Below are 22,544 nucleotides of genomic sequence, written 5' to 3'. Positions count from 1 at the left end.
GATATTTCTAGCATACGAGGACTTCCCTTTGGCAATCTGGCTCGACCGGCAGGCGGACGACTTTGAACAGCGTTTCGCAGCCTTTCTCACCACCAAGCGCGAAGTCTCCGAAGATGTGAATGCCACCGTGCGCACGATCATCGCCGATGTCGTGGCGCGCGGCGATGCGGCCCTGAAGGAATACTCCCTGCGCTTTGACGCACTCGATTTCGACAAGATTTCGATGCGCGTCACGTCAGCGGAACTCGATGAAGCCTACGCTGCCATCGACCCGGCGGTGCGCGATGCCCTGCATCTCGCCGCCGAACGCATCGAGAAACACCACGCCCGCCAACTGCCCAAGGATGATATCTATCAGGACGCGCTGGGCGCGACGCTCGGCTCGCGCTGGACGGCGATCGAGGCCGTCGGCCTCTATGTGCCAGGCGGCATGGCGAGCTATCCAAGCTCGGTGCTGATGAATGCCATTCCGGCCAAGGTCGCAGGCGTGCCGCGCCTCGTCATGGTGGTTCCGGCCCGCGAAGGCGCCATCAACCCCGCAGTGCTGGCAGCTGCCAAGATTGCCGGCATCGACGAAATCTACCGCATCGGCGGTGCGCAAGCCGTTGCAGCCCTTGCCTATGGAACGGAAACGATCCGCCCGGTCGCCAAGATCACCGGCCCGGGCAATGCGTTTGTCGCCGCTGCCAAGCGCCATGTCTTCGGCACAGTCGGCATCGACATGATCGCAGGCCCCTCGGAAGTCCTGATCATTGCCGACAAGGACAATGATCCGGACTGGCTGGCGGCCGACCTGTTGGCCCAGGCCGAGCATGACACCGGCGCTCAATCAATTCTTGTCACCGACGACGCCGATTTCGCCAGCGCCGTGGAGCAGGCCGTCGAGCGGCAGCTGAAGCTTTTGTCGCGCTCGGAAACCGCAGCCGCCTCGTGGCGCGATTTCGGCGCGATCATACTGGTCCCGGACATCGACGCCGCAGCGCCGATCGCCGATCGCATCGCCGCCGAGCATCTGGAGATCGCCACCGACGATCCCGAGGCCATGATGGCCAGGATCCGCAATGCCGGCGCCTTCTTCCTCGGCCGTCATACGCCCGAAGTGATCGGCGACTATGTCGGTGGTTCAAACCACGTCCTGCCGACGGCGCGCTCGGCGCGCTTCTCATCGGGACTTGGGGTGCTGGACTACATGAAGCGTTCCTCGATCCTCAAGCTTGGAACCGATGCGTTGCGGACGCTGGGTCCCGCCGCGATCACACTTGCCCATTGCGAAGGCCTCGATGCGCATGCAAGATCGGTGGCAATACGGCTGAACCCTGGAGAATAGCGAATGGCGGCAAGCAGCGCCTACCGGCTTTCGGATGTGACGCTGGATGAATCCATCGGCCGTTCGACGCCCGACGTCGAGCATGAGCGCGCCGTCGCCATTTTCGACCTGCTGGAAGAAAACTCCTTCGCGCCCGAAGGTCACCCCGGCGGTCCCTATCACCTGAAGCTCTCGCTGATGGACCAGAAGCTGGTCTTCTCGATCATGACCGAAGGCGGCGAGGTGGTGGCGACGCACATCCTATCGCTGACGCCCTTCCGGCGGATCATCAAAGACTATTTCATGATCTGCGAGAGCTATTACCAGGCCATCCGCTCCTCGACGCCCAGCCAGATCGAGGCGATCGACATGGGCCGGCGCGGCATCCACAATGAGGGCTCGCAAACACTCGAAGACCGGCTGAAAGGCAAGATCGGGCTCGATTTCGACACGTCAAGGCGGCTCTTTACGCTCGTCTGCGTGCTCTATTGGCGGGGTTGAGCCGGATGGAGCTTCCCGGCGCCTCCCCCACAGACAGGCCTCACAGTGCCGTGCTCTTCATGTGTGGGATGAACTCGATTCGGTCGCCGATGGCCGAAGCCATTGCGCGGTATTACCTGCCGCAGAGCGTCTATGTCGCCTCGGCCGGTGTGCGCCGCGGCGAGCGCGACCCATTCGTCGACATCGTGCTCGACGAGATCGGCCTGACGCTCGGCAAGCACCAACCGCATATGCTCGATGACCTCGAGGACGACTATTTCGACCTGATCGTCACGCTAGCGCCGGAAGCCCACCATGTGGCGCTCGACATCACCCGCTCCTGGGCGGTCGACATCGCCTATTGGCCGACACCCGATCCGACCGTTGCCACGGGCACGCGAGAACAAATCCTGGAGGCCTATCGGGCCGTGCGTGATCACCTCACCAAGCTGATATTGGCTCGCCTTGCGGTCGCGGCACCCGCCGGCCCCTGATTTTGTTCACAATACTTGCGAAAGCAGGGATTAAAGCCTAAATAGCCGTGCCCGGAGAGTTCACAAACCAATGACTTTTGTGTAGGTTCCGCGCCAATTCGCGGAGGCCCATCTGGAGCCTTCGATAAAACCTCTAGGAAGACACCCAAAATATGCCGAAAGAAGAAGTACTGGAATTTCCGGGAATCGTGACCGAATTGCTGCCGAATGCCACTTTCCGCGTCAAGCTGGAAAACGAGCACGAAATCATCGCGCACACCGCCGGCCGCATGCGCAAGAACCGCATCCGCGTTCTGGCAGGCGACAAGGTGCTGGTCGAAATGACCCCCTACGACCTGACCAAGGGCCGCATCACCTATCGCTTCAAGTAATCACCTCTCAGAAATAGCAGGAAACCGGTTTTGCTGACACAACGGCTGATATTGGCGTCAGGATCGGCCCGCCGCCTGGATCTACTGGCCCAGGCCGGGATCACGCCGGACAAGCTGCTGCCGATGGATCTCGACGAGGCGCCACGGCGTGCCGAGCATCCGCGTTCGCTTGCCAGGCGGCTGGCGCATGACAAGGCGGAAGCCGCCTTCGAATCCGTCAAGACCGATCCGAAATGGGCGGGCTGCTACATCCTCGGTGCCGACACCGTCGTCGCCGTCGGCCGCCGTATTCTCGGCAAGCCGGAATATCTCGAGGAAGCGTCTTCGTCGCTGCACCTGCTGTCCGGCCGCAGCCACTGGGTCTATACCGGCCTTTGCCTGATCACGCCGCAGGGCGTCAGCCGGCTACGCGTCGTCGAGACCAAGGTGCGTTTCAAGCGCCTGACCAATGAAGAACTGAAATTCTATCTGGCGTCGGGCGAATGGCGCGGCAAGGCGGGCGGCTACGCCATCCAGGGCTTTGCCGGCACCTTCATCCAGAAGATCGCCGGTTCCTACAGCGGCGTGGTCGGCCTGCCGCTCCATGAGACCGTGCAATTGCTGAGCGGCGAAGGCTTCCAGTTCCATGAGAAATGGCAGGAGGGCTGACGATGACGGGCTCTAATGTCGAGCCATTGCGCAAACCCCGCCCCTGCCCCGAATGCAAGCGGCCGTCGACGCGCGAATCCTATCCGTTTTGTTCCGAGCGCTGCCGCAACCTCGATCTGTCGCGCTGGTTTTCCGGCTCCTACGCCATTCCGGTGACCGAGGACGAGACCAATGCCGACGACGAAACCGACCGCCAGAGCCGCGAGAACGACTGAAAAATCCAGCGTTTTCATTGCCTTGTGAATAGTTGAAAAAAATCTGTCACAGGGCTTGCGACTCTCCGGCAAGCTGCTATAACCCCGCTCGCTCCCGGGGAAAACCAAACCCCGACAGGCCGAAAAGCCTGAAAGCGGCGTTGCCCGGATAGCTCAGTTGGTAGAGCAGCGGATTGAAAATCCGCGTGTCGGTGGTTCAAATCCGCCTCCGGGCACCACTCCCCAACAGCCTGCAAATCTCGACATATCAGTGAATTTGGCATTTCGCTTTCTCCTGCCAGTTTGACAGTATTTTCAGGACGGTTTGACATTCTCCGCCTCCCGCCTGCTCCATTCGACATCTAGGCTTGCAACCACACCGCTCATTTTGCGGGTTTTGTTGGCGCGCTTTGAGTAGTGGCGAGCCATCACCAACGTCTCTTGCCCGAGCATGTCTGCGATGGTGCGATCGTCGTAACCAAGCTCTGCCAGGAGCGACGCCACCGTATGGCGCAAGCCCTTGAGAGTGAGGCCAGGCTGTACCGCGCCGGCGTCGATGAGCTTGTTTTTGATCTTGTCCCAATTGGTGGAATAGCCGCTGTAGGTCCAGGGCTGGCCGCGACTGTTGGCGCAAAGAGTGAACGCGGCATGACTTGGCGCGTCCCTGATGACCTCCAGCAGAGGGGCCGGAAGCGGGATCCACACAGGCACGCCAGTCTTGCCTCGCCGCGTGTCCAGCAGCCCATCTTTGATGGCTGCGCGGGGTAAGACGCAGGCGTCGGTCGGATCAAGACCACAATACATCATCAGCGCCATTGGCAACCGCATATGCGCGGGCAACGCGTTCATGACGGCTTCGCGCTCGGCGTCCTGCCAAGGACGATTTGCGGCCGCCAATCCTTTCGGCCGGCGGATAGGCTTAATCTCGGCGGCTGGATTTGAGGAGATGTAGTCCCGTTCCTTTCCCCATTTAAACAGCACGGAAAGGACCGTCACGACGTAGTTTGCCCACTTGCGCTTGAGTTTTACGAAGGCCCTATCGCGGATCTTGACGACCCTGGCAGTCGTGAACCAAATCAAGTTCGTCCCCTCGATCGCCTGCAGCCAGTCGAACACACGCTGATAATCAGCCCTTGTGCGAGGTGCGAGGCCAATTTCCGGACTTTGAAAATCTGCACTTGCCCTGTAGCGAGCAATCAACATGCCGAGCGTGCCAGGCTTGGCCGCGACCGCAGTGTTTGCCTTCGTGATACGATCGATTTCCACATAGAAGGGGATGGAGTAGAGCGGAAACTTGGTCGTATCGATCGTTTCGCCACTCTTGCGGTGACGGACGCGCCATTTGAACGGGAGCTTCCGGTCCTGCCAGATTTGAAAGCCAGGGATCTTTCGACCGTCCGGTGTCATAGGCGACCTACGATAGCGTCGTCACTGTCGACGGCGCCGCTCTTGACGTTGTCAACGAAGGCGTCGAGATCGTGCAGATCGTAGACCACGACATCCTTTGCGATCTGCACTGGAGAGATCGCCAAGGCCGGAAAGCGCTTCAGCGGTACACCGACGTATTCGGCCGCCTCACGTTGCGAGAGCATGCGCCGCGGAGACATCTTCACATTCAATGTTGCGGTAGTCATTCCAGCACCTTCTATGAAATCCTTGGTTCGAAAGGCGGCCCCGCCAGCGAGAATGCGGGGCCGCCGGGCCGGATGACAGGGTCACCCGGCGGCGGCAGCGTGCATGTTGCGGGGGGACGCGCTGCCGGTTCCGGTGTCGATGATGTTGATGGACTTCAGGATTGCCACGAACTCGAACGCGTGCTCGGCCTGATCTTTGAACCAGCGGGACGCCAGCTCGGCCTTGATCTGGACATCGCGCAACGACCGGCAAGGAAGATCGCAGATCGCACTCTTGAGGTCATAGGCATTGTCGAAAAGCGCTTCCGCCTGTTTCTCAAGTGCCGCCACCTCCGGCCGCACCTCGAAGCTTTCCCAAGCTTCGCGACGCCGTTTAATATCTGCGAGGGCACAATTCCAATCGTGCCTGATGCGCGATAACTGACGGGCGTAATACTCGGTCTTGTGTTGCTCGCGCATCAAAGCGACATGAAAGATCCGTCCGGCAAAATAGGTTTCGATATCCTTTTCCCAGTAGAATTCCTGATCATGATCGGTGGTGGGGTAGTCGGTTGGGTTCGACATGATCTGTGCCAGGGTAAACATCCCTGGGGCCGGCTGGCCAAGGCGCATCAGCTCGGCATCGATGGCGGCATAGCGGGCGATCATCTCGTCGTACTCGTCGATCATCATCCGCAATTCTTCGAAGTTGTCGACGGCAACCAAGGTGGCGGCGCCTTTGACAAGATCCACAGAAAATTTAGTACCTGCATTCACTCCACGCATAGCGATATCCCTTCAGGATGTTTGTTGACGGTGGGGAAATATGCGGCGCCGGTTGACGAACAACGATTGGGAACCGTCGCCTTTTAACGATCTAGGCGGCTGCTTCACCGGTCTTTTTGGTTTCAGTTTTTTCATCAGCAAGACCGACCTTAATCAGCCTGCGTATCGCTTCGGCTCGCGTCCGAACGCGGTTTGCAAAACTCCACTCGTCCACGGCATTGAGCGTCGTTTTATCCATGAGCATCTGAAAGCGCTCGGTCTTGATTTCTGAACTCCGCACTAAAACCTCCATCACTTCCATCTATGATGGATAACAGTTGCCGCGATTTGCGACACAAGTCAAGCGATAGATGGAAGTTCCATTTATTGCGGTGATGACGGATGTGGATTATCTAGGCGGCGACAAGTGAGGACGATATGGCGGACGATCTCAAAACCATTAAATTTCAGCTGATGCTTTCACCTTCCGAGGCGGAAACAATCGATGATTGGGGATTTAAGAACCGCATTCGGACGCGCGCCGAGGCGATCCGGCGGCTTTGCCAGATCGCAATGGTATTTGATGAGTATCGTCCCGAACTTTTTGCAGCGGCTAAAAACAACGTGGTGAAAGCCGGCTTAGCCGCCGGCGAAGTGAACCGCTTGATTGCGAGAAACCTTCTTCCAGGCGATGCCTCCGAGCTGGCGATGGCGACGCTTGAGACCGCGAAAGCCGCTTACACAAATTGGGACATGGTTCGAACGGCTACCGACCGCACCTTGTCAGGGAATGCCTCGGATCCGGATGAGGACCTCCGCCAGGCGAAGGTGGTCGAGGAGATTGTTGCCATGACCACCGTGCTTGGTGACGGGGACAAATAATACTTCTAGCGCGGCGGCTTGACCTGCGGAACTGAACTTGCCTCGTAGTCGAATGGAGAGATAAAATGTTCAATATCGGTGATGTCGTTGTTTTGAGATCAGGTGGGCCCCGCATGACGGTTGAGACAATCAGCGATACCGTTGCGCATTGTATTTGGTTTGACAAAACCAAGAGGATGGAAGGCGATTTCCCTCTGGCGCTATTGGCCGATGGAAGAACGCGAGCAATAGGCGTGACGTTTAGGTAAATCCCTTTAAAATTTGAGATCAATCAAACCGTGGAAACTATAAATGACAAACCGGTATTCGGGAGATGTGGACGGCGCGATTCAATTTTTGGCAAATCAAATTTCTGCCTGCAACGAAAAAATCTCGGCTCTGGAGTTTGAATTGATAGCGGAGAGGATGCTCACGCAGCAGCTCTTCCACGCTGTGGAGCTGTTCGATCCGGACTTTGCCCGTCACACCTCGCAAGCCTTAGGGAGCATCGCAGACAGCTTCGAAGGCGAGAAGCGCGATGAAATCCTCGCCCATGCAAAAACTGCATTGGACAAAAAGCTTGGCACTGCAGGCGCGAAAATTATTGCAGCGAGAATGCGGGAGGCTTCTGAATACAAGTTAGATGATTCCAAACAACCAAACATTCCATTCTCTGTGATCCCAGGTGGGAAAGATGAAGCCCCGAACTAGAAGAATGGGAGCAGCGGCAGAAATTCACAGGACCCGAGCCGTCAAGGGCCGTCGAGGTGCTCGTTCTGGCCTCTGTTGAGGAAAAATTCGCCTACACCGACGCCCCGTCGCATCTTTCGTTACGGACCCTACTTTTAAACCCCCTTAGTTTGCGGGGGGATTACCATGGTGGTTTCCTTTAGCCTAGAGAGATGAGAGGTAAGTGTTGAAGGCGGAGTACAGCGCGGCAACATCTTCGTCTGACAGACTCTTGCCCCAGTGACTTATTGCGATCTGGTTCGTGACAAATGTCGATCCGGCACGACAGATGGTGAATTCGGCGCTGGTCATACTTGGAGTCGCTGCCCCGATTTCGGCAAGTCGGACGCCGTTCTTGTACCGCCCGAATGCGCCAGACGACGAACGAGACCAGAGGGCATAAGCAGGCAGGCCGGCAACCGCGCCTGCAAATCCGCTGCCTTCATTCGCACGCATGCCCAAAGCATCCGAAGCGTTCATCCCGATACGAGCATTCGTGTTGCCGATCGCGGAAATCGCTGAGGACGAATCCTTCGTCAACATCCATACCCCCATATGCGCATCGCTCGGCTGGTATAGCCCGGATGCAATGGCTGGGTTGTATCCGGAAGAAAGATAGGAAGTTGAGCCGTCGCCGGCATAATAGCCGTCCGGCACCCATGCTGGGGAACTGTTCTCAGTCAAGTCGTAGGCTGCGGCGACCCAATTCAAGCGGGCGCCCTGCTGGGCATGGGCGGCATGAACATAGAGGGCGTCCAGTTTATAGATGACCGAACCAATGTTGGAATAGAGCTGGTTGATGAGGGTTTCGCGTGCGGCGTTCGGCGCAGGACTCATGCGAGCGATGACATTGAGAACCGGGATCGGCACCGGCGAGGGATTGATATCTTGCTTAGCCAAGCCTCCAGCACGCACTCGGAATGTCAGTGCCGACGCTGCGTCTGGATCGATCTTTACCTTAATGTTGACCTTTAGCGCGCTCAGTCCCGCCTTTACGGCAATCGGCGGCGTAACCATCACCCCGGCATAGGCCACATTCGGCGTGTCAAGTGCAGTATCGTTTACGGTATCATAACCTACTGAGACATAGGACGTTAGCCCGCCGCTGCCGGTAATCTCGAGCATCGGCCCATGAACATTGGCAGCGCTACCGTCAACTTGCAAATCAACGACGGCTCGCAGAACATCACCGATTTGAAGCTTGGCGGTCGGGATATTCTGGGACAGCTCGACATATTGTGCCGCATCCGTTGCCGTGCCGCTGATTACGATTTGCTGCCATTCCACGCCGGCTATCGTGACCTTGGAGGCAACAACGGTGAGATCGGTCGTACCTGTGAGAACCCACCCATCGGCGACATCTCCGGAGGGCGTGCCACTCTTGCTGCCTGCGGTACCGGTCATCAGAGGATTGTTGTTGATGTTACCGAGAGGATTATAGACACTATCGTACCCGCCGACATTGACCGCTGGCAGGATCGACGGCTCGGGCACCAGTTTTATCAATACGTCGGCTATTGCTTTGCCAACACAACTGTTGCCGAGCTTTGTCAAGTGCACATAGATGTCGTAGTACATGCCCGCGGCGATCCCGCCCGTCGCCGGGTCGGCCATTGCAGCCCATGGGTCTGCAATATAGCACCCCCGCAACGTCTGCGCCAAAGCCCGGCAGCGTTGATGAACCGAGAGATGCTGCGCGATCCGCGCATTCGACCAGCCGGCAACCCGCGGCAATTCCGGAATGACGATGACGATCTTGCCGCCCGCCAGCAGCGCCATGACGGTCGCCTCGACGTTATCTGCGCTTGCCATGCCAGTTGGATCGTTGACGCTGGAGAGGACGGCCACAACATCGCAGTCAGTAGCCAGCACATCAGGCACACGACTGAGGATCTGACCAGAATTATCCCCAGAGACACCAAAATTGAGCGCCGGATCGGTCACATCGACGCGGCCACGTGAATACAAGGCGGCCCAGAAGGCCCATCCTGCCGAGGGGATACGGGTCGGGCTATGGAACAGGTTCACCCCGCTGCGGCTATCCCCTAGACACGCCATCTTCAACACACGGTTGGATTGATAGCCACCTAGAAAGGCATCAAAGACCTGTTTCAGCGCACCAGACGAATCTATGCCTACGACTGTAGGCAAGGCGCTCGGCGCCTTTGTTAAATCCTGAAGTCTCATAGCCTTGCGTAGTACCTCGCCCAGATGGCCTTCCGCCGCGCCAGGCGCATCCATATCGAGCGGTGGGAAAATTGCCATTTAAGCCTCCAGCACTATCGCCGCACCGTAGAACAGGATCTTTAGTCCTCTCAAGATTAGCGGATGGCCTTTGATCGTTAGCATGCTGCGCTGATCGCCCTTCGAGGCTGGCGTAATAAGACACAAACCAGCAAATCCTTCCCCGCCAGCGACGGTCGGCAAGGCAGATCTTGCGAGTGATATTGTAGGAGTTGAATGATCCGTCATGACCTTTTCCGCTTTGTGAAAAGGCGGCTCCCCGTGTTCTCCCCGGAGAGCCGCAATACTGGGGGAGGAACTGAAAACCCCAGCTATCCGCGACCGCGAAATCTCTCAAAACTCGGCCGCGAAACTCGAACCAGCCTAAGCGCCGGGGTTGCGGTAGGCCACCTTGTAATCGAGAGGCCCGCACCCGAAATCGAGAACGCATCGAAACTCTGTGCCGAGGATTTCCCAGCCGTCTCTCGTGGTAATCTGAGGGCCTTCGTATCCGCTGAGGTAGCCGTGCATGAACGCCGGTCGATCGCCGAAGAGATACCAGTCGAGGCCGGCAATGCGATTTTCAACCACTACTTCAAGCTTGCCGCTGAAGGGATTGACCTCGTCAACGCTGGCGGCGTTGATATTCGCAACGACTTTTTGCGCCTCTATTTCCTTGTCGGGACCGACCAGAAGGTACTTTGGCACCGTGCCGGCGTAGCCGGTGCCGTTGACGTTCTTCTGTCTGCGCATTGCCGCGCGCGCCTTGCCGATGTCGTCGACGGTAATAGCCGTTCCCGGGGTGGCCAGGTTGCTGTGATTCGCATGGAAGAAGTTATTGCCGTCCGTGGTCTTTGCTCCACCAAGGCTGTTTTGCGACAACAGTGCGTAGAACAGATTGCCTTCGGTCTGGACCGCTGCTTCGGCCATAGCCTGGACAAAGTCGGCAAACGCATTGAGATCGTCATTGACGATCGCTTGTCGGCTAAGCCCGAACCGTTTGGCGTAGGTTTTGATCTTGAATTGCTCGTAAGCTGTATCAAGGGTTCCCGCCTTGATTTCCGCGTCTTCAAGGACCTCTTCCAGAAGCGGCGCTTCGCCAGGGCGAATCATTGTCGTTGTTCGAAAATCTCTCGGGTCACGCCGCTGCGAAAAGATCTTGAGCGGCGAAGTCTCTACACCATATCGCGCCAGCAGCGCCCTGGTCGCAGCGTCCTGAAGCAGCATCGGAAAGTCCGATGTCGTATGCATCGAGCGTGACCCCCCGATCCATGACCCTCCTTGGCCGAGCATTACATTGCTGATTTCCAGATCACTCAACGACCGGACATTCGCACCCGAATTCTCGAAGTACGCGCGCCCGATTTCCGTCAGCGATCGGTGCCGGAGGGGGTTCTCGCTGTCGGAGGCCGGTGCTCCAAGGCGTACAGCAATTGCATCAATGACTTGATTGTTGATGCCGTCGCCTCGATGGTGAGAAGAAAACTCTGGGTCGCCGCGAAAAGGAACTGTTTTGATTTGTCGAGACCGGTCGGCCAACATCGCGAGAGTCGCCTCTCGCGCGCCTGTAATGGTCCGGACGTCCTTGATATTAACTTCGAAGTCAGCCTCGCTTATCCCTGAGGCGGCGGCTGATCTACGAAGATAGTCGAGTTCACGGCTAAATCCCGCTGATCTCTGGCTGCCTACGTCGCCACGATCGGATGAGCGATCGTCGGTATCGGTATCTTGAATTTCGTCGCGATCCATAGTGGATGCTCCTCTGATCGTTGCGTTATGATCCGCTGGCACATTGACCAGGGAAACCTCGTACGGCGTCCATTTGGTAACGGTGCGAAGCACATCGCCGCGTCGTGCTTCCGTTTCTTCGAATTCGACGATCCGGTAGCCAACCGAAACCTTGTTGATCATGCCGTCCTTGACGAGGTCGAAGGCCTCGCGGCCTCGGTCAGTGTCGGCAAACTTGAATGTTACGAGCAACTGCCCGTCTGCCAGGCGCCATTTGGTGGCGCGGCCAAGGGTCGAAAGAATGCTTGATCTGTTGTGACTATCGAGAACCGGCAGCCCGTCCAGTCGGGTTGTTTCGACCGACGCCGCATCACACTTCAGGATCTCTCGCACCGGCCCGAAAAAGCTCGCCATCAGCACCGGCGTTTCCGTTGCGGCAACCACCTCGACCGTGCGCGTCTCGGGATCCAACGTGCGGGGCGTGAAGACAGTTTCTCGGCGCGACGGTTTGTCCGGAGAGGGTGCTTTGCGCTGCGATGAAGATTTCATTTCACTCGTCCTCAGGCGGCGATGCGTCGGCAACGCCTGCCGCGAGCGTCGCCAAAATCCGAGCAACCACATGTTCGACGTTGATCTCGACGTTGATCTCTGCAGCAAAAGCCGGCTTGAGTGTTTCGGCGCCAGAGTATTTCATGGACGTGATGATCTGTTCCGCACCGATAGGACCGCTGCGCGAAACGCAGATGATAAATGCCGAGATTTTGAGATCGACGACGCCAGCTGCGTAGGCATCGATAATGGCGCCGTTCCGCCGAGGGTCTTCGACCCATTCAAAGGCCCGCTTATGCGAAAAACCAGCCTCGACCAGTCGAAGTGCGACGGCCATTTGGCAGATGTCGACTGGGGTGTAGCGTCGACGCGCGCGATGGTTTTCTTTCCCGTCGACCAGTTCAGTGTGCCCCAAGCTGCACAAGTCCCGATCACGCCACACGCGAAGCGTATTTGGCTGCACGCCGATGGCAGCGCCAACTTCACCGGCGAGATAGTAGTCCTTCAACTTGTGCATGCCTCAATCATCCTTAGTTTCTCGCGAAACTAAATACATCAACTCTGTCGCGCCGTCAACTAGGTGACGCACGAAACTAAAAATCGCCGCCAGAAGATATGTCCGCCTCGACCCCGCTCGCCTCCTCGATCACTGCATCCTCAGCAAGGGATTGCAGTCGGGACGCGATCGCGTTTCGCTGATCGTGTAGCTTGGCACGCAACAGACGCCGGACCGCCGGCTCGCCCTCACGGGCTTTTTCCATGAGCTCTGACACCCAATTCAAGGGTTGGTTGAGATCGCGCAAAAGATGCTCACTCAACCGGATAAGCGCCGCCTCAATACCATGCGGTCCCTTGACCGGAACGAGCTGGCCCGTGCGCTCCGCATAGTCGAGCGCCTTGAGCTTCGCTTCGTATTGCGCGCGCTCGGTCTGGGCATCGCGAAGGGGTGCGGGCAGTGCCGACAGCGAACCAATGCGTTTGGTGTCAGCTCCGATTTCCTTGATTGCGTCACCGGCCACCCCGACCGCGCGATCAAAGCTGGCAAGCTCGACGAAACGATTCCGGCCTCGTTGCACCGTGGAAATGAGCCCGTCACGCTCCATCCGGTCAACCTTTTCTCGGGCAGCCTGGCGAGATACACCCTTGCGCTTTGCAAGCTCGGAGATGGTGATCCAAACGCCAAGTTCGTCGGGCGGTGACTGGTCAGTGCTCATCGAAATTCCTTTTCATGACAGGCGCGACAGGGGGAATGACAGGTTGACAGGTCAGGTTTTGCATTGCTCTGACTAGCGGAACCTCGGGGTCGTCCCGGCCCGCTTGGGGTAGGTACCCAGAAGGGACCCACGCGAAATGGCGGGCGGGTTCATGTGCATCCACGCCCGTCATGCCGCCGACCTCTGGTCATTCGGCATGTTGAGCGCGGCAACGCCAACCTTCGGCAGCCACACGTTCGTGGCTTGTGTAGGCAACGGCATCAACGGCCAACCACGTCGAGCGTGTTCTTCCTGCCAAAGCCGCAGTTCGTCACTGTCCAGGCTGACGGAATGATACTTCCCGAGCAGCAAGCTCATGTCGAACGCAAAGCCATCCGGCATCGCACAGCCACGACGGAACCCGACAGCCCGTTCATCGGCAAACCGCACGGACGGCCAGCAGTGCTTAGCCTGGTGTTCGAGCCGAACCCTCTCAGCTGCTTCCCCGCCCTTGGCAATCATCGCCTTGATCGTGTTGGTAGGCTTCGGGGCCGGTGCCTCTGGTCCCTGCATCAGGCGCCAAATGCGCAGTTCCATCCATGCGATCGACCAAGGGTCGAGAATGGTACGCGGTGCTGTCGGTTCGCTCTCAGCTCTTTCTCCAGAGCCCTTCCGACTTCTCGTCTTGCGCCGTTGGGGGATAAAGGGGGTTTCAGTATTTTGTATAGTATCTTTACTTACTATCGCTTCCGGCTTTTCAGGATGCGGAAAAACAGGATGCGGTAATTGACCCGCTTCCGGCTTTTCAGGAAGCGGTGATCCAAGCCCTACATCGAGGGCATCCTCGCCGGCTCGGTGCTTTCGTTGCACGTCTCTAGTGTCGCTGACTGGCTCGTCGAAAATGTAGTACGTGACGCCCGCGAAGTGCTTGTCCATGACGTTCTCGCACATCACAAGATATCGCTGGCGACGCAGTTCGGCGACGATCTTGTAGCTCTTGTCGCGACCGCATGGCTTGCCGGCACAGCCGAGGAAGCGCCGCACGTCGGTGAGCCGCAATTCCCAGTCGTCGGGTCTGGAAAGCAAATAGATCATCAACCCGCGCGCTTCGATCGACAGCTCAGGGTGATTGATCAGATCGTTATGGACAATGGTGTAGCCGCTGTCGCGCCGTCCCTTGCGGACGCGGCCGACGCGTTCTGTCGTGTCAGTCACGAGCGCCCCCATAGCGCAGAGCGTGGCCTTGTTTCAACGCATCGATGGCCTCGCGGATACCGAGATCAAAGCGCTTCATGACAGTCGGAATTACCGGCCCTATGATTTCGTCACGATGTGCGGCAAGCCATAGGGCCGCAACTTGAACGGGCGTCTTGGAATTTGACAAATCGCCGCTAAGTTCTTTATTTCCGCACGCGGGTTTGACAGTTATTTTGTCGTAAGTATCTGAGGAAGGCTCAACAGCGCTGGATTGAAAATCCGCGTGTCGGTGGTTCAAATCCGCCTCCGGGCACCACTCATTTTCCTTGCTCTTTTCAGACAGTTACAGCGAGCGCCTCGGTTCGTTGGCTTGTCACAAACGTCCACATCTGTGAGATCGACCGCATCTTCCGCCGCCTGCCTGCTCGCGGAGGGCGGTGCTGACGCTTTGAAAACTCTGGCGGAGGACCTCAACGCCCCGCTGGAAACAATGCTGAAACATTGAGACCCCACAAGAACTCTGACTGAAACATTGGGCTGCCATTCTCACGGCCAATCAAGCATCAGCCAAGCGACAAGCGACGCTCCGCGCAAGAGGACCGAATAATGGACCCGGAACTGAAACTGCTCCTCTCTGGTGTCGTGATGGCGTTTTACGGCCTGTTCATGGCCGCCGTCATCAGCAAATACCGTGAGGTTCAGCGAGCCAGTCTCTGGATCGCGGCTCCAGCCCGGATCGTTTCGTCGCGATCCGAAGCGCGCAAGATAACGAGGAGGAGCGGTTCGGGCCGCGATGCCATCGTAGACACGGAAATCCGGAACTTTGCTGTCGTCCGCTACGCATTCAAGGTGGATGGTCGCAGGGTCGAGAGCGATAGGATCAGTATCGGCGAAGACTTGGGGAATTTTCGGGTTGCAGAAAAACTGCAGCGCTATCCGGTAGGTACGGATGTGACGGTCTTCTATGACAAGAATCGCCCGGAAAATTGCGTTCTGGAGCGGGATATGTCCAGTCGAACTTTTAAGATCGCAATTCTTGCCGGTGCATTGTTTGGTGTATGTGGATTGTTGGTTATTTTCGCCACCAGCGGTCTGTACGAATGGCTGAGCCAGCTCGATAGTGACATGCGACCAACGCCTGGCGCAATGTTCCTCACTGTCATGGGCCTGTTTGCTGGTGCATTCGGATATGTGCTGCACCAGCGCGGTGCTGCCACGTTTCATTGGCCAAGAGTGACCGGCACCATTGTTTCATCGTCTGTCGATACCGTGAAAATGCGGCTATCGTTGAACCCGGCCTATTATTGGCGAACCAGGACCCTGTACCGATCGCGCACGCGTTATGCGTACAAGGTGGCGGGTGTGAGATACGAGAGCGACCGCACAAGCTTCGGTGGCCAAAGTTACGCAAGCTTTCAGCTATTTGCGAAACACGGGGCGGCCCGGTTCGCTGCGGGGCAGCCGGTAGACGTGTTTTACAATCCCGCTACCCCCGAGCAGGCAGTACTGACTCAGGGCACACCGGGTCAATTCATCGTCTGGCTGATAGCCGCAGCATCGCTGGCCGGTGCCGCCCATCTTATGGGATTGGTTTGAACCATGCAGCCACGGCCATCATCGACATACGCACCGGCCCGTTTATCAGCGGCCCGTCCGCGTGGCCGCCGGGCGTTCGGATTCTACCCCTATTGCGGGTCGAGCCCGATGACCATCACGCCATATCCCTCGATCGTCACGGACTTCTCAGCGGCTTTGCCCGTCAATAGGTCCGTTCCGGATGGCAGCGTGACAGCCAGCGCTTCATGCGTGGTGTTGAGCACGAAGAGAAGTTTCCGATCGTCCGCCTCCCGAAGGCATACTTCCAGACCGTCGGGAATATCCTCCACCAATGGCCGAACATCGGCTTGCATGACCAGCATATCCCGAAGCGCTGTCGACAAATCCTCTGTCAGGTAGGTGCCGAAATAGAGAACCTGACCCTTGCCGTGGCGGCGTCTGGTCAGCATCGCCTCGCCATCGAGGAAACGGTTCGACCAGCGTCCGATGATCTCGGTATCCGCATCCGGTTCTAGCCGCTCGTAGAGGTGGCCGGCGGTAAATTCGCGGTTTCCGACCGTGAACGTATATTCGCGGGTGGCGGACGTCGCGGGCGCGCGGGTGGCAGGCTGGTAGCTGCCCATGCTGCCTTCCTTCCAGCCTTGCAGGAGACCGCCCGCGTCGGGTGCCGCGAGTGGCCCGAATTCCGAAACCCGGACGCCCGCGAGCTTGGCCAGGGCCGGACCGGGCGCCTGCGTGCGAACGACATGGTTGTTTTCGTCGCGTGTACCGGTCATGGCCGAGAGAACCAGCGTGCCGCCGTTTTCGACGAAAGCTTCAACGGCTGCGTTCCACTCGTCCTTCCACATCACCCAATGGGGAACATAGAGCGCCTTGAGCCGTGAAAGATCATCCTCGGGATGAATGAAGCCACAGGCGATGCCTGCCCGGTAACAGGCGCGGTGCAAAAGCTGGGCATCCTGCAGCGGGCTCGGCAGGCCGATCGGATAGGTCTTGTGGGCTTCCTGGTTGTCGAAGTCGGCGCCGGCGATGCCGATGTCCATCCGCACCACGGTGCCGAGCAGTTCATCCTTGATACGATGGATGTCCGTGGCGAACTGCTTTGCTTCCTCGTAGCGCCGCCGCGGCACATCGTCATGGTCGAGAATGCCGTTCCAGTAGATTTCCGCGCCGAAATGCGCTGGTCGCCAGCGAAAGAACATTAACCCGTCGGCGCCGCGCGACACGGATGTCATCGCCATGCGTCGCATTTCGCCGGGCTCCGGCGCCATGGAGGAAAAGCCCGGCTGGCTGCCCAGACCGGAAGCTTGTTCCGGGACGATGAAATTGCCGGCATAGGAACGGCACTGGTCGAGGTGGAAGGCTTGCATCGCAGCATGGCCGCCGCCGCGCCGCATCTCATCATAAAGGAACGGGTATATATCGTATCCGATGAAATCGAGATCCTGGCCGAACTGGCCGCGGAAATCGATATCGGCAAGATTGCCGAGATTGTGGAAGATGAACCAGTCCGGATTTGTCGCGCGCAGGATTTCCACTTGGTCGTGCTGGAAGAGTGCCGTGGCAAACGCCAGGAAGCGGTGGTAGTCCTGCACATGGCCGGGGCTGGAGAAGGTCGGGTTCATCGGCATCGGCAGCACGAGCTGGTCGAAGCTCGGATAGGCGGTCGCCCAGAAGTCGCCGCCCCAGGCGAAATTCAATGCGTCGATCGTCTGGTACTTGGCCTGGCAGAATTTCTGGAACTCGATCAGCGCCGAGGGCGAGTAGCTTTCCGACACCGTGGTGTTCAGTTCGTTGTCTGTCTGCCAGCCGATCACATGCGGGTTGTCGCGATAATGCACAGCCATGGCCTTGGTGATGCGCTGGCTATGACGGCGCAGAACCGGGCTCGTCGTGTCGCCGTGCTGGCGTGAGCCATGGCTCATCTGACGCCCATTGGCGTCGACCCTCAGGATCTCGGGATATCTCGCCGTCATCCAGCGCGGCGGCGTTGCTGTCGGCGTGCAGAGGATCGTCTTGATACCATGCTGCCCGAGGATATCGATTGCCTTGTCGAACAGGGCGAAATCGAAATGGTCTTCGTGCGGCTCGAGGATATGCCAGGCAAATTCGGCCATGCGCACGGTGTTGAAGCCGGCGGCGGCCATGCGTTCGGCATCCCGCGCCCAGTAGCTTTGATCGACATGTTCAGGGTAGTGCGGAACGCCCAGGAGAAAATCATCGAGATTGAGAGGACGCCAGACGGAGAGTGGCTTGCGGGGACGAGGCTTCATGACAGGCACTTACTTTCAAAGAGATGGAAGAATGGGTTTGGCGCGGCTCAGCGTCGCGCCGTCGGGTGCAAAGAGATAGAGAGCCGAAAAGGGGGCGGAGACGCTGAGGGCCTCGCCGATCCGATGCTCTGACGTGGTACCGATCTGGATGGTGAAATTCTGCGTGCCGCTGTCGGAATCGACCGTTTGAATCGCACCGGCATCGGCATAGAGGATAGTCTCACGGCCAAGATGTTCGACGAGCTTGACGGTAGACTGAAAGGTAATGGCCGAATCTTGCGGCGACGGACCGACTCGCAGGCCTTCGGGTCGGACGCCGAGCGTCAGCCTGTCGCCCGCATTCAGGCCGGCAGGCGCGAGCACGGGAATTCCGATTTTCTGACCGTTTCCATCGAGCGTCACCTGCGCCAGGCCATCCGAAATCGAATCCAGCGTCACCGGCACGAAATTGATGCGTGGCGCACCCAGGAAGCCGGCCACAAACTGGTTCTTCGGGTTGTTGTAAAGTTCGAGCGGCGAACCCGCCTGTTCGATGATGCCCTTGTTGAACACAATGATGCGACTTGCCATCGTCATCGCCTCGACCTGGTCGTGGGTGACATAGATCATCGTCGAGCCGAGCCGCTCATGCAGCGTGGAGAGTTCGACGCGCATCTGCGTCCGGAGCGCCGCATCGAGATTGGAGAGCGGCTCGTCGAAGAGAAAGACTTCCGGCGACCGCGTGATCGCCCGGCCGATGGCCACGCGCTGGCGCTGGCCGCCCGAAAGCTGTTTGGGTCGCTTGTCGAGCTGGTCGGTGATGCGCAGGATTTCGGCGGCGCGCTTGACCGCCGCATCGATTTCCGCCTTCGGGCGCTTGGCCATCCTGAGGCCGAAGCCCATGTTTTCGGCAACCGTCATATGCGGGTAGAGTGCATAGGACTGGAATACCATCGCGATACCGCGATCGCCGGGTTCTTCCTTGGTCACGTCACGGCCATTGATCAGAATCTGTCCGGCATTGGCGGTTTCCAGCCCGGCAATGGTCTTGAGCATCGTCGATTTGCCGCAGCCGGACGGTCCGACCATGACGATGAACTCGCCTTTTTGGACGGTGAGGTTCACGGACTTCAGCGCGTGGTAGCTGCCGTAGTATTTGTCCACATTGATCAATTGGACGTGGGTCATTTGGATCTGCTCCGAGTGATTTAGCGGACGGGTGAGGGCAACGATTGGTCAGCCCTTCACCGCGCCCATGGTCAGGCCGGCAATGAAGTGTTTCTGCATCAGGAAGAACATCACGACCGGCGGTATCGCCACGAACATCGTCGCAGCCGCCACGATGTTCCATGCCGAGGTCCATTCGCCGCGAAGATTGTTGAGGCCCGCTGTCACCGGTTTGACCGCATCGCTCTGGGTCAGCACGATCGCCCAGAAATAATCGTTCCAGATGAAAGTGAAGGTGAGGATAGCAAGTGCGGCAAGCGCCGGGCGCATCAACGGTACGACCACATGCCAGAGCGTCTGCCAGGGAGAGGCACCTTCCGAGCGCGCCGCCTGAAACAGGTCTCCCGGCAGTGCCGCGATGAAATTGCGCATGAACAAAGTCGCAAATCCGGTCTGGAAGGCGACATGAAAGATGATGAGGGCATAGAATGTGTCATAGAGATTGAGCCACACCATCAGGTCGCGGACCGGGATCATCATGATTTGTGCCGGCAAGAAGTTGCCGCCGACGAATAGCGCGAAGACCAGCCCGTTGCCTGGGAACGGATAGCGGGACAGCACGAAGCCGGTCAGCGTCGAGAGCAACAGCACCAGAGCGACCGAAGGAAGCGTGATGATCAGGCTGTTGATGAAGAAGCGGAACATCGCCGTCTGCTGGAACACGGCCGTGTAATTCTCGATCAGGCTGAATTTTTCCGGCCAGGACCAGTATTTTCCGGCCATGATCTCGTCAACAGATTTGATCGAGGTCAGCATCACCGCAAACAGCGGCAGCAGCCACAGGATCAGGATCAGGATGACGCCGGCCACGTAAAGTGCGCGCAGGCCGGGGCGGTCCTCCGGGATGGGACGAGGATACATCAGCCGGTCTCCCTTTCCATTTTGGCCATGACGCGCATGTACCAGGTTATGAACAGCGCCATGACGACGAACAGGACGGTGGCGATCGCCGCGCCATAGCCAAAGCGATAGGAGAATATGGATTGCTCATACATCTGGTATGCGAGCACGCTGGAGGATCCGAACGGTCCGCCCGAAGTCATGACGGCGATCATGTCGAAGGAGCGCAGAGCACCGATGACGGTGACCGCAAGCGCGATGAATCCCACTTGCGTCAATTGCGGCAACACGACATGCCGAAGCATCTGCCAGCCACGCGCGCCGTCCACCCGGCCCGCACCGATGAGGTCGGGGGAAAGATTGTTGAGCCCCGCAAGAAACAGCACCATGCAAAAGGCAATCTGGGGCCAGAGGCCGGCGACGACGATCGCGTAGGTGACATAAGTCTCATCCGAGAGCAGCGCGGGAGCCGTGGCTCCGAAAACCGAAAAAATCAGCGCTAGCAGCCCATAGTTGGGATCATAGACCCAGCCGAACACCACGCCGACAGTGACCGTGGCGAGCACCAGCGGAATGAAGAACATCGATTTGAGAAACCGCATGCCGCTGATCTGCTGGTTGACGAGCAGCGCAAGAGCGAGTCCGATCGGTGGCGCAGCCATGAAGAGCACGAGCCAGATCAGATTGTTCTTGAGCGAAACGTAGAATTGCGGGTCGTTGTAGAGCTCCACATAGTTCTGCAGCCCCACCCAGACCTTCGGCCCCATTCCGTCCCACTCGAAGAACGAGATCCACACCGTCTCGAAAGACGAGAGAATGATGATGACACCGAACAGGATCGCGCCAGGGACGATGAAGAAAAGCGGCGCCAACCAGTGCCTGTTCCTTCGCCAAACGGTTTTCATCGGGAAACCTTCCAAAAGCATAGGCTATGTCGCATCCCGACTCGACACCGGAGATGGCGATGAAGCGGTCGACGGAGCGAAACAGGCCGGATAGACCTGCCTGCCCCGCCAGTCCGCCCGGGAGAACTTACTTGAAGATGCGCTCGCGCGTCTTTTCGAGGCGGGCGAGGATCTGCTCGCGCCGTTCGGGTTTCACCGTGAACTCCTGGAAGCCCTTCATGCCTTCCTGAGCCATGTCGGGATCGGTATCGCGATCGTAATACTGCGACGTGCCTTGGACTTTCTTGAGTTCCTCGACGGCAATGTTGACGAGCGGATCCTTGCTCGGCGGGCAATCATTGCGCGGTGGGATCGCCCCTTCGGCTTCGAGAAAGGCGCCGAGATTGTCCGGCTGATAGAAATAGGCGAGGAAATCGCGGGCGCCCTGCTTGTTCTTGCCATTCTTGGGGATGTGGATGGAGTTGACCGCGAAGTCCTCGTAGCGAGCCATGCCGGGCACGATTTCCGGGAAGGGTGCATAGGCGAGTTGCGGCCGCTCGGCCTCCGGGACGGCGTATTTGATGAAGCCGCCGAGATCCATCATCGCCGCCTTTTTCTGCGCGAGTGCTGCGCCGGCCTGCTCCCAGCCGAAAGACGTGCCGTTCGGCGAGAAGAAGCCGGCATTGATCAGTTCTTCCCACTTGTCGAACACCGGCTTCAGCATCGGATCAGTATAGGACACCTTGCCGTCCATCAGCGCGATATGCTTCTCGAGCCCGTTGATACGCAGGTTCATGTGATCGAACCAGCCGCCAGTCGGCCACAACTCCTTCGTGCCCATGCTCATCGGGATCATGCCGGCCGATTTCGCGCTTTCGCCGAGCTTGACCATGTCGTCCCAGGTTTTCGGCGGGGTCCAGCCCTTTTCCTCGAATACGTCCTTGCGATAGAAAAGGCCCCAGAGCAGGCCGCCCATCGGCAAACCATATTGCTTGCCGTCGACCGTCACGGCCGTAATGGTGGCACCGAGCTTATCCTTCAGGCCTTCGCGCTCGACGAGGTCTGAAATGTCATCGAACATGTCACGGTTGACGAACGCCTTCATCCGGTTGCCCGAAAACCAGAAGCAGATATCCGGCGCACTGACGGCGAGGTAGCTGCGGATCGCCGTCTTGTGGGCTTCGTGATCCATGTTGTTGATCACGATCTTGGTGCCGGTCTTCTTCTCATATTCGGCTGCCAGCCGCGCCAGCACGGCGCGCTGATCGGCATTGCCGAGATCGGAGATGATCTGGACTTCGCCACCTGCGGCGATAGCCGGCGCAAAGAGGCCGCCCGACGCCGTCGCGGCGAGCGCACTTGCCGTCTGCTTCAGAAAGGTGCGACGCGTGGGCGCAAAAATAGCCGGAATGCGGGTGTGCATGATTGTCTCC

At 58.4% G+C, this 22,544-nt stretch carries 25 protein-coding genes and 1 tRNA gene; 11 read left to right on the top strand and 15 right to left on the bottom strand.

Translation table 11 applies throughout. The features are described from left to right. The first annotated feature begins 28 nt into the window (after nt 1-28). The 7 genes from hisD (at nt 29) to ACXHRN_RS02830 (ending at nt 3,732) form a co-directional block, all read left to right on the top strand. On the top strand, nt 29-1,327 hold the full coding sequence (gene hisD, locus ACXHRN_RS02860; protein WP_488639840.1) for a histidinol dehydrogenase: 1,299 nt from the start codon (nt 29-31) through the stop codon (nt 1,325-1,327). Between the two features lie 3 nt (nt 1,328-1,330). Further along, complete coding sequence (locus ACXHRN_RS02855; RefSeq protein ID WP_488639839.1) at nt 1,331-1,807, top strand: UPF0262 family protein; 477 nt, start codon at nt 1,331-1,333, stop codon at nt 1,805-1,807. A gap of 5 nt (nt 1,808-1,812) precedes the next feature. After that, complete coding sequence (locus ACXHRN_RS02850) at nt 1,813-2,280, top strand: arsenate-mycothiol transferase ArsC (RefSeq protein WP_488639838.1); 468 nt, start codon at nt 1,813-1,815, stop codon at nt 2,278-2,280. Between the two features lie 152 nt (nt 2,281-2,432). Then, nucleotides 2,433-2,651, top strand: coding sequence for a translation initiation factor IF-1 (gene infA, locus ACXHRN_RS02845; protein WP_003545338.1), 219 nt, complete (start codon nt 2,433-2,435; stop codon nt 2,649-2,651). Between the two features lie 30 nt (nt 2,652-2,681). After that, nucleotides 2,682-3,299, top strand: a complete 618-nt coding sequence (locus ACXHRN_RS02840; protein WP_488639837.1) for a Maf-like protein — start codon at nt 2,682-2,684, stop codon at nt 3,297-3,299. Then, on the top strand, nt 3,284-3,514 hold the full coding sequence (yacG, locus tag ACXHRN_RS02835) for a DNA gyrase inhibitor YacG (RefSeq protein ID WP_488639836.1): 231 nt from the start codon (nt 3,284-3,286) through the stop codon (nt 3,512-3,514). Before ACXHRN_RS02840 ends, yacG begins: the two co-directional genes overlap by 16 nt. A 142-nt stretch (nt 3,515-3,656) precedes the next feature. After that, nucleotides 3,657-3,732, top strand: a tRNA-Phe gene (locus ACXHRN_RS02830). A gap of 76 nt (nt 3,733-3,808) precedes the next feature. Here the strand turns inward: ACXHRN_RS02830 and ACXHRN_RS02825 are convergent. The 4 genes from ACXHRN_RS02825 to ACXHRN_RS02810 all read right to left on the bottom strand — a co-directional run bounded on the left by ACXHRN_RS02825 (nt 3,809) and on the right by ACXHRN_RS02810 (nt 6,184). After that, nucleotides 3,809-4,900 carry a tyrosine-type recombinase/integrase gene (locus ACXHRN_RS02825; RefSeq protein WP_488639835.1) on the bottom strand — a complete coding sequence of 364 codons (1,092 nt, stop codon included), beginning with the start codon at nt 4,898-4,900 and terminating at the stop codon, nt 3,809-3,811. Next, nucleotides 4,897-5,127: a hypothetical protein gene (locus ACXHRN_RS02820; RefSeq protein ID WP_488639834.1), complete on the bottom strand. Its 231-nt coding sequence runs from the start codon at nt 5,125-5,127 to the stop codon at nt 4,897-4,899. The genes ACXHRN_RS02825 and ACXHRN_RS02820 overlap by 4 nt, the downstream gene beginning before the upstream one ends. 81 nt (nt 5,128-5,208) lie before the next feature. Continuing rightward, the gene (locus tag ACXHRN_RS02815) at nt 5,209-5,892 is read right to left on the bottom strand and encodes a hypothetical protein (protein ID WP_488639833.1); all 684 of its coding nucleotides are present in this window, start codon (nt 5,890-5,892) and stop codon (nt 5,209-5,211) included. A gap of 91 nt (nt 5,893-5,983) precedes the next feature. Continuing rightward, nucleotides 5,984-6,184 carry a hypothetical protein gene (locus ACXHRN_RS02810; protein WP_488639832.1) on the bottom strand — a complete coding sequence of 67 codons (201 nt, stop codon included), beginning with the start codon at nt 6,182-6,184 and terminating at the stop codon, nt 5,984-5,986. A gap of 125 nt (nt 6,185-6,309) precedes the next feature. On the opposite strand from ACXHRN_RS02810, the gene ACXHRN_RS02805 reads away from it, so the two are divergent. From ACXHRN_RS02805 to ACXHRN_RS02795, 3 genes are all read left to right on the top strand, one after another. Beyond that, a complete protein-coding gene (locus tag ACXHRN_RS02805) occupies nt 6,310-6,753 on the top strand; it encodes a hypothetical protein (RefSeq protein ID WP_488639831.1) in 444 nt (147 codons plus the stop codon). Between the two features lie 65 nt (nt 6,754-6,818). Then, a complete protein-coding gene (locus ACXHRN_RS02800; RefSeq protein WP_488639830.1) occupies nt 6,819-7,001 on the top strand; it encodes a YodC family protein in 183 nt (60 codons plus the stop codon). 43 nt (nt 7,002-7,044) lie between these two features. Then, on the top strand, nt 7,045-7,443 hold the full coding sequence (locus tag ACXHRN_RS02795) for a hypothetical protein (RefSeq protein ID WP_488639829.1): 399 nt from the start codon (nt 7,045-7,047) through the stop codon (nt 7,441-7,443). A gap of 183 nt (nt 7,444-7,626) precedes the next feature. Here ACXHRN_RS02795 and ACXHRN_RS02790 read toward each other — a convergent pair whose 3' ends face one another. The 6 genes from ACXHRN_RS02790 to ACXHRN_RS02765 all read right to left on the bottom strand — a co-directional run bounded on the left by ACXHRN_RS02790 (nt 7,627) and on the right by ACXHRN_RS02765 (nt 14,649). After that, complete coding sequence (locus ACXHRN_RS02790; RefSeq protein WP_488639828.1) at nt 7,627-9,726, bottom strand: SGNH/GDSL hydrolase family protein; 2,100 nt, start codon at nt 9,724-9,726, stop codon at nt 7,627-7,629. A gap of 342 nt (nt 9,727-10,068) precedes the next feature. Further along, on the bottom strand, nt 10,069-11,961 hold the full coding sequence (locus ACXHRN_RS02785; protein WP_488639827.1) for a prohead protease/major capsid protein fusion protein: 1,893 nt from the start codon (nt 11,959-11,961) through the stop codon (nt 10,069-10,071). Between the two features lies 1 nt (nt 11,962). Continuing rightward, on the bottom strand, nt 11,963-12,478 hold the full coding sequence (locus ACXHRN_RS02780; RefSeq protein WP_488639826.1) for a MerR family transcriptional regulator: 516 nt from the start codon (nt 12,476-12,478) through the stop codon (nt 11,963-11,965). A gap of 76 nt (nt 12,479-12,554) precedes the next feature. After that, nucleotides 12,555-13,175, bottom strand: coding sequence for a winged helix-turn-helix domain-containing protein (locus tag ACXHRN_RS02775; protein ID WP_488639825.1), 621 nt, complete (start codon nt 13,173-13,175; stop codon nt 12,555-12,557). 168 nt (nt 13,176-13,343) lie between these two features. Continuing rightward, nucleotides 13,344-14,369 (bottom strand): hypothetical protein, encoded by a 1,026-nt coding sequence (locus tag ACXHRN_RS02770; RefSeq protein ID WP_488639824.1) that lies wholly within the window; start codon nt 14,367-14,369, stop codon nt 13,344-13,346. After that, entirely contained in the window at nt 14,362-14,649 is a 288-nt protein-coding gene (locus tag ACXHRN_RS02765; RefSeq protein WP_488639823.1) for a hypothetical protein, read from the bottom strand. The genes ACXHRN_RS02770 and ACXHRN_RS02765 overlap by 8 nt, the downstream gene beginning before the upstream one ends. Nucleotides 14,650-14,957: 308 nt before the next feature. Between ACXHRN_RS02765 and ACXHRN_RS02760 the strand changes: the two genes are divergently transcribed. Next, nucleotides 14,958-15,947, top strand: a complete 990-nt coding sequence (locus ACXHRN_RS02760; protein WP_488639822.1) for a DUF3592 domain-containing protein — start codon at nt 14,958-14,960, stop codon at nt 15,945-15,947. 89 nt (nt 15,948-16,036) lie between these two features. Here ACXHRN_RS02760 and ACXHRN_RS02755 read toward each other — a convergent pair whose 3' ends face one another. From ACXHRN_RS02755 to ACXHRN_RS02735, 5 genes are all read right to left on the bottom strand, one after another. After that, nucleotides 16,037-18,181 carry a beta-galactosidase gene (locus tag ACXHRN_RS02755; protein WP_488639821.1) on the bottom strand — a complete coding sequence of 715 codons (2,145 nt, stop codon included), beginning with the start codon at nt 18,179-18,181 and terminating at the stop codon, nt 16,037-16,039. Between the two features lie 15 nt (nt 18,182-18,196). Then, nucleotides 18,197-19,348, bottom strand: a complete 1,152-nt coding sequence (locus ACXHRN_RS02750; protein WP_488639820.1) for an ABC transporter ATP-binding protein — start codon at nt 19,346-19,348, stop codon at nt 18,197-18,199. Nucleotides 19,349-19,396: 48 nt separating this feature from the next. Beyond that, nucleotides 19,397-20,248: a carbohydrate ABC transporter permease gene (locus ACXHRN_RS02745; RefSeq protein ID WP_488639819.1), complete on the bottom strand. Its 852-nt coding sequence runs from the start codon at nt 20,246-20,248 to the stop codon at nt 19,397-19,399. Then, nucleotides 20,248-21,132 carry a carbohydrate ABC transporter permease gene (locus ACXHRN_RS02740; RefSeq protein WP_488639818.1) on the bottom strand — a complete coding sequence of 295 codons (885 nt, stop codon included), beginning with the start codon at nt 21,130-21,132 and terminating at the stop codon, nt 20,248-20,250. The genes ACXHRN_RS02745 and ACXHRN_RS02740 overlap by 1 nt, the downstream gene beginning before the upstream one ends. 127 nt (nt 21,133-21,259) lie before the next feature. Beyond that, nucleotides 21,260-22,534 (bottom strand): ABC transporter substrate-binding protein, encoded by a 1,275-nt coding sequence (locus ACXHRN_RS02735; protein ID WP_488639817.1) that lies wholly within the window; start codon nt 22,532-22,534, stop codon nt 21,260-21,262. Nucleotides 22,535-22,544 lie beyond the last annotated feature (10 nt).

Source organism: Shinella sp. OV683 (assembly GCF_057787725.1).
This window is presented reverse-complemented; position numbering and strand designations above follow the sequence as displayed.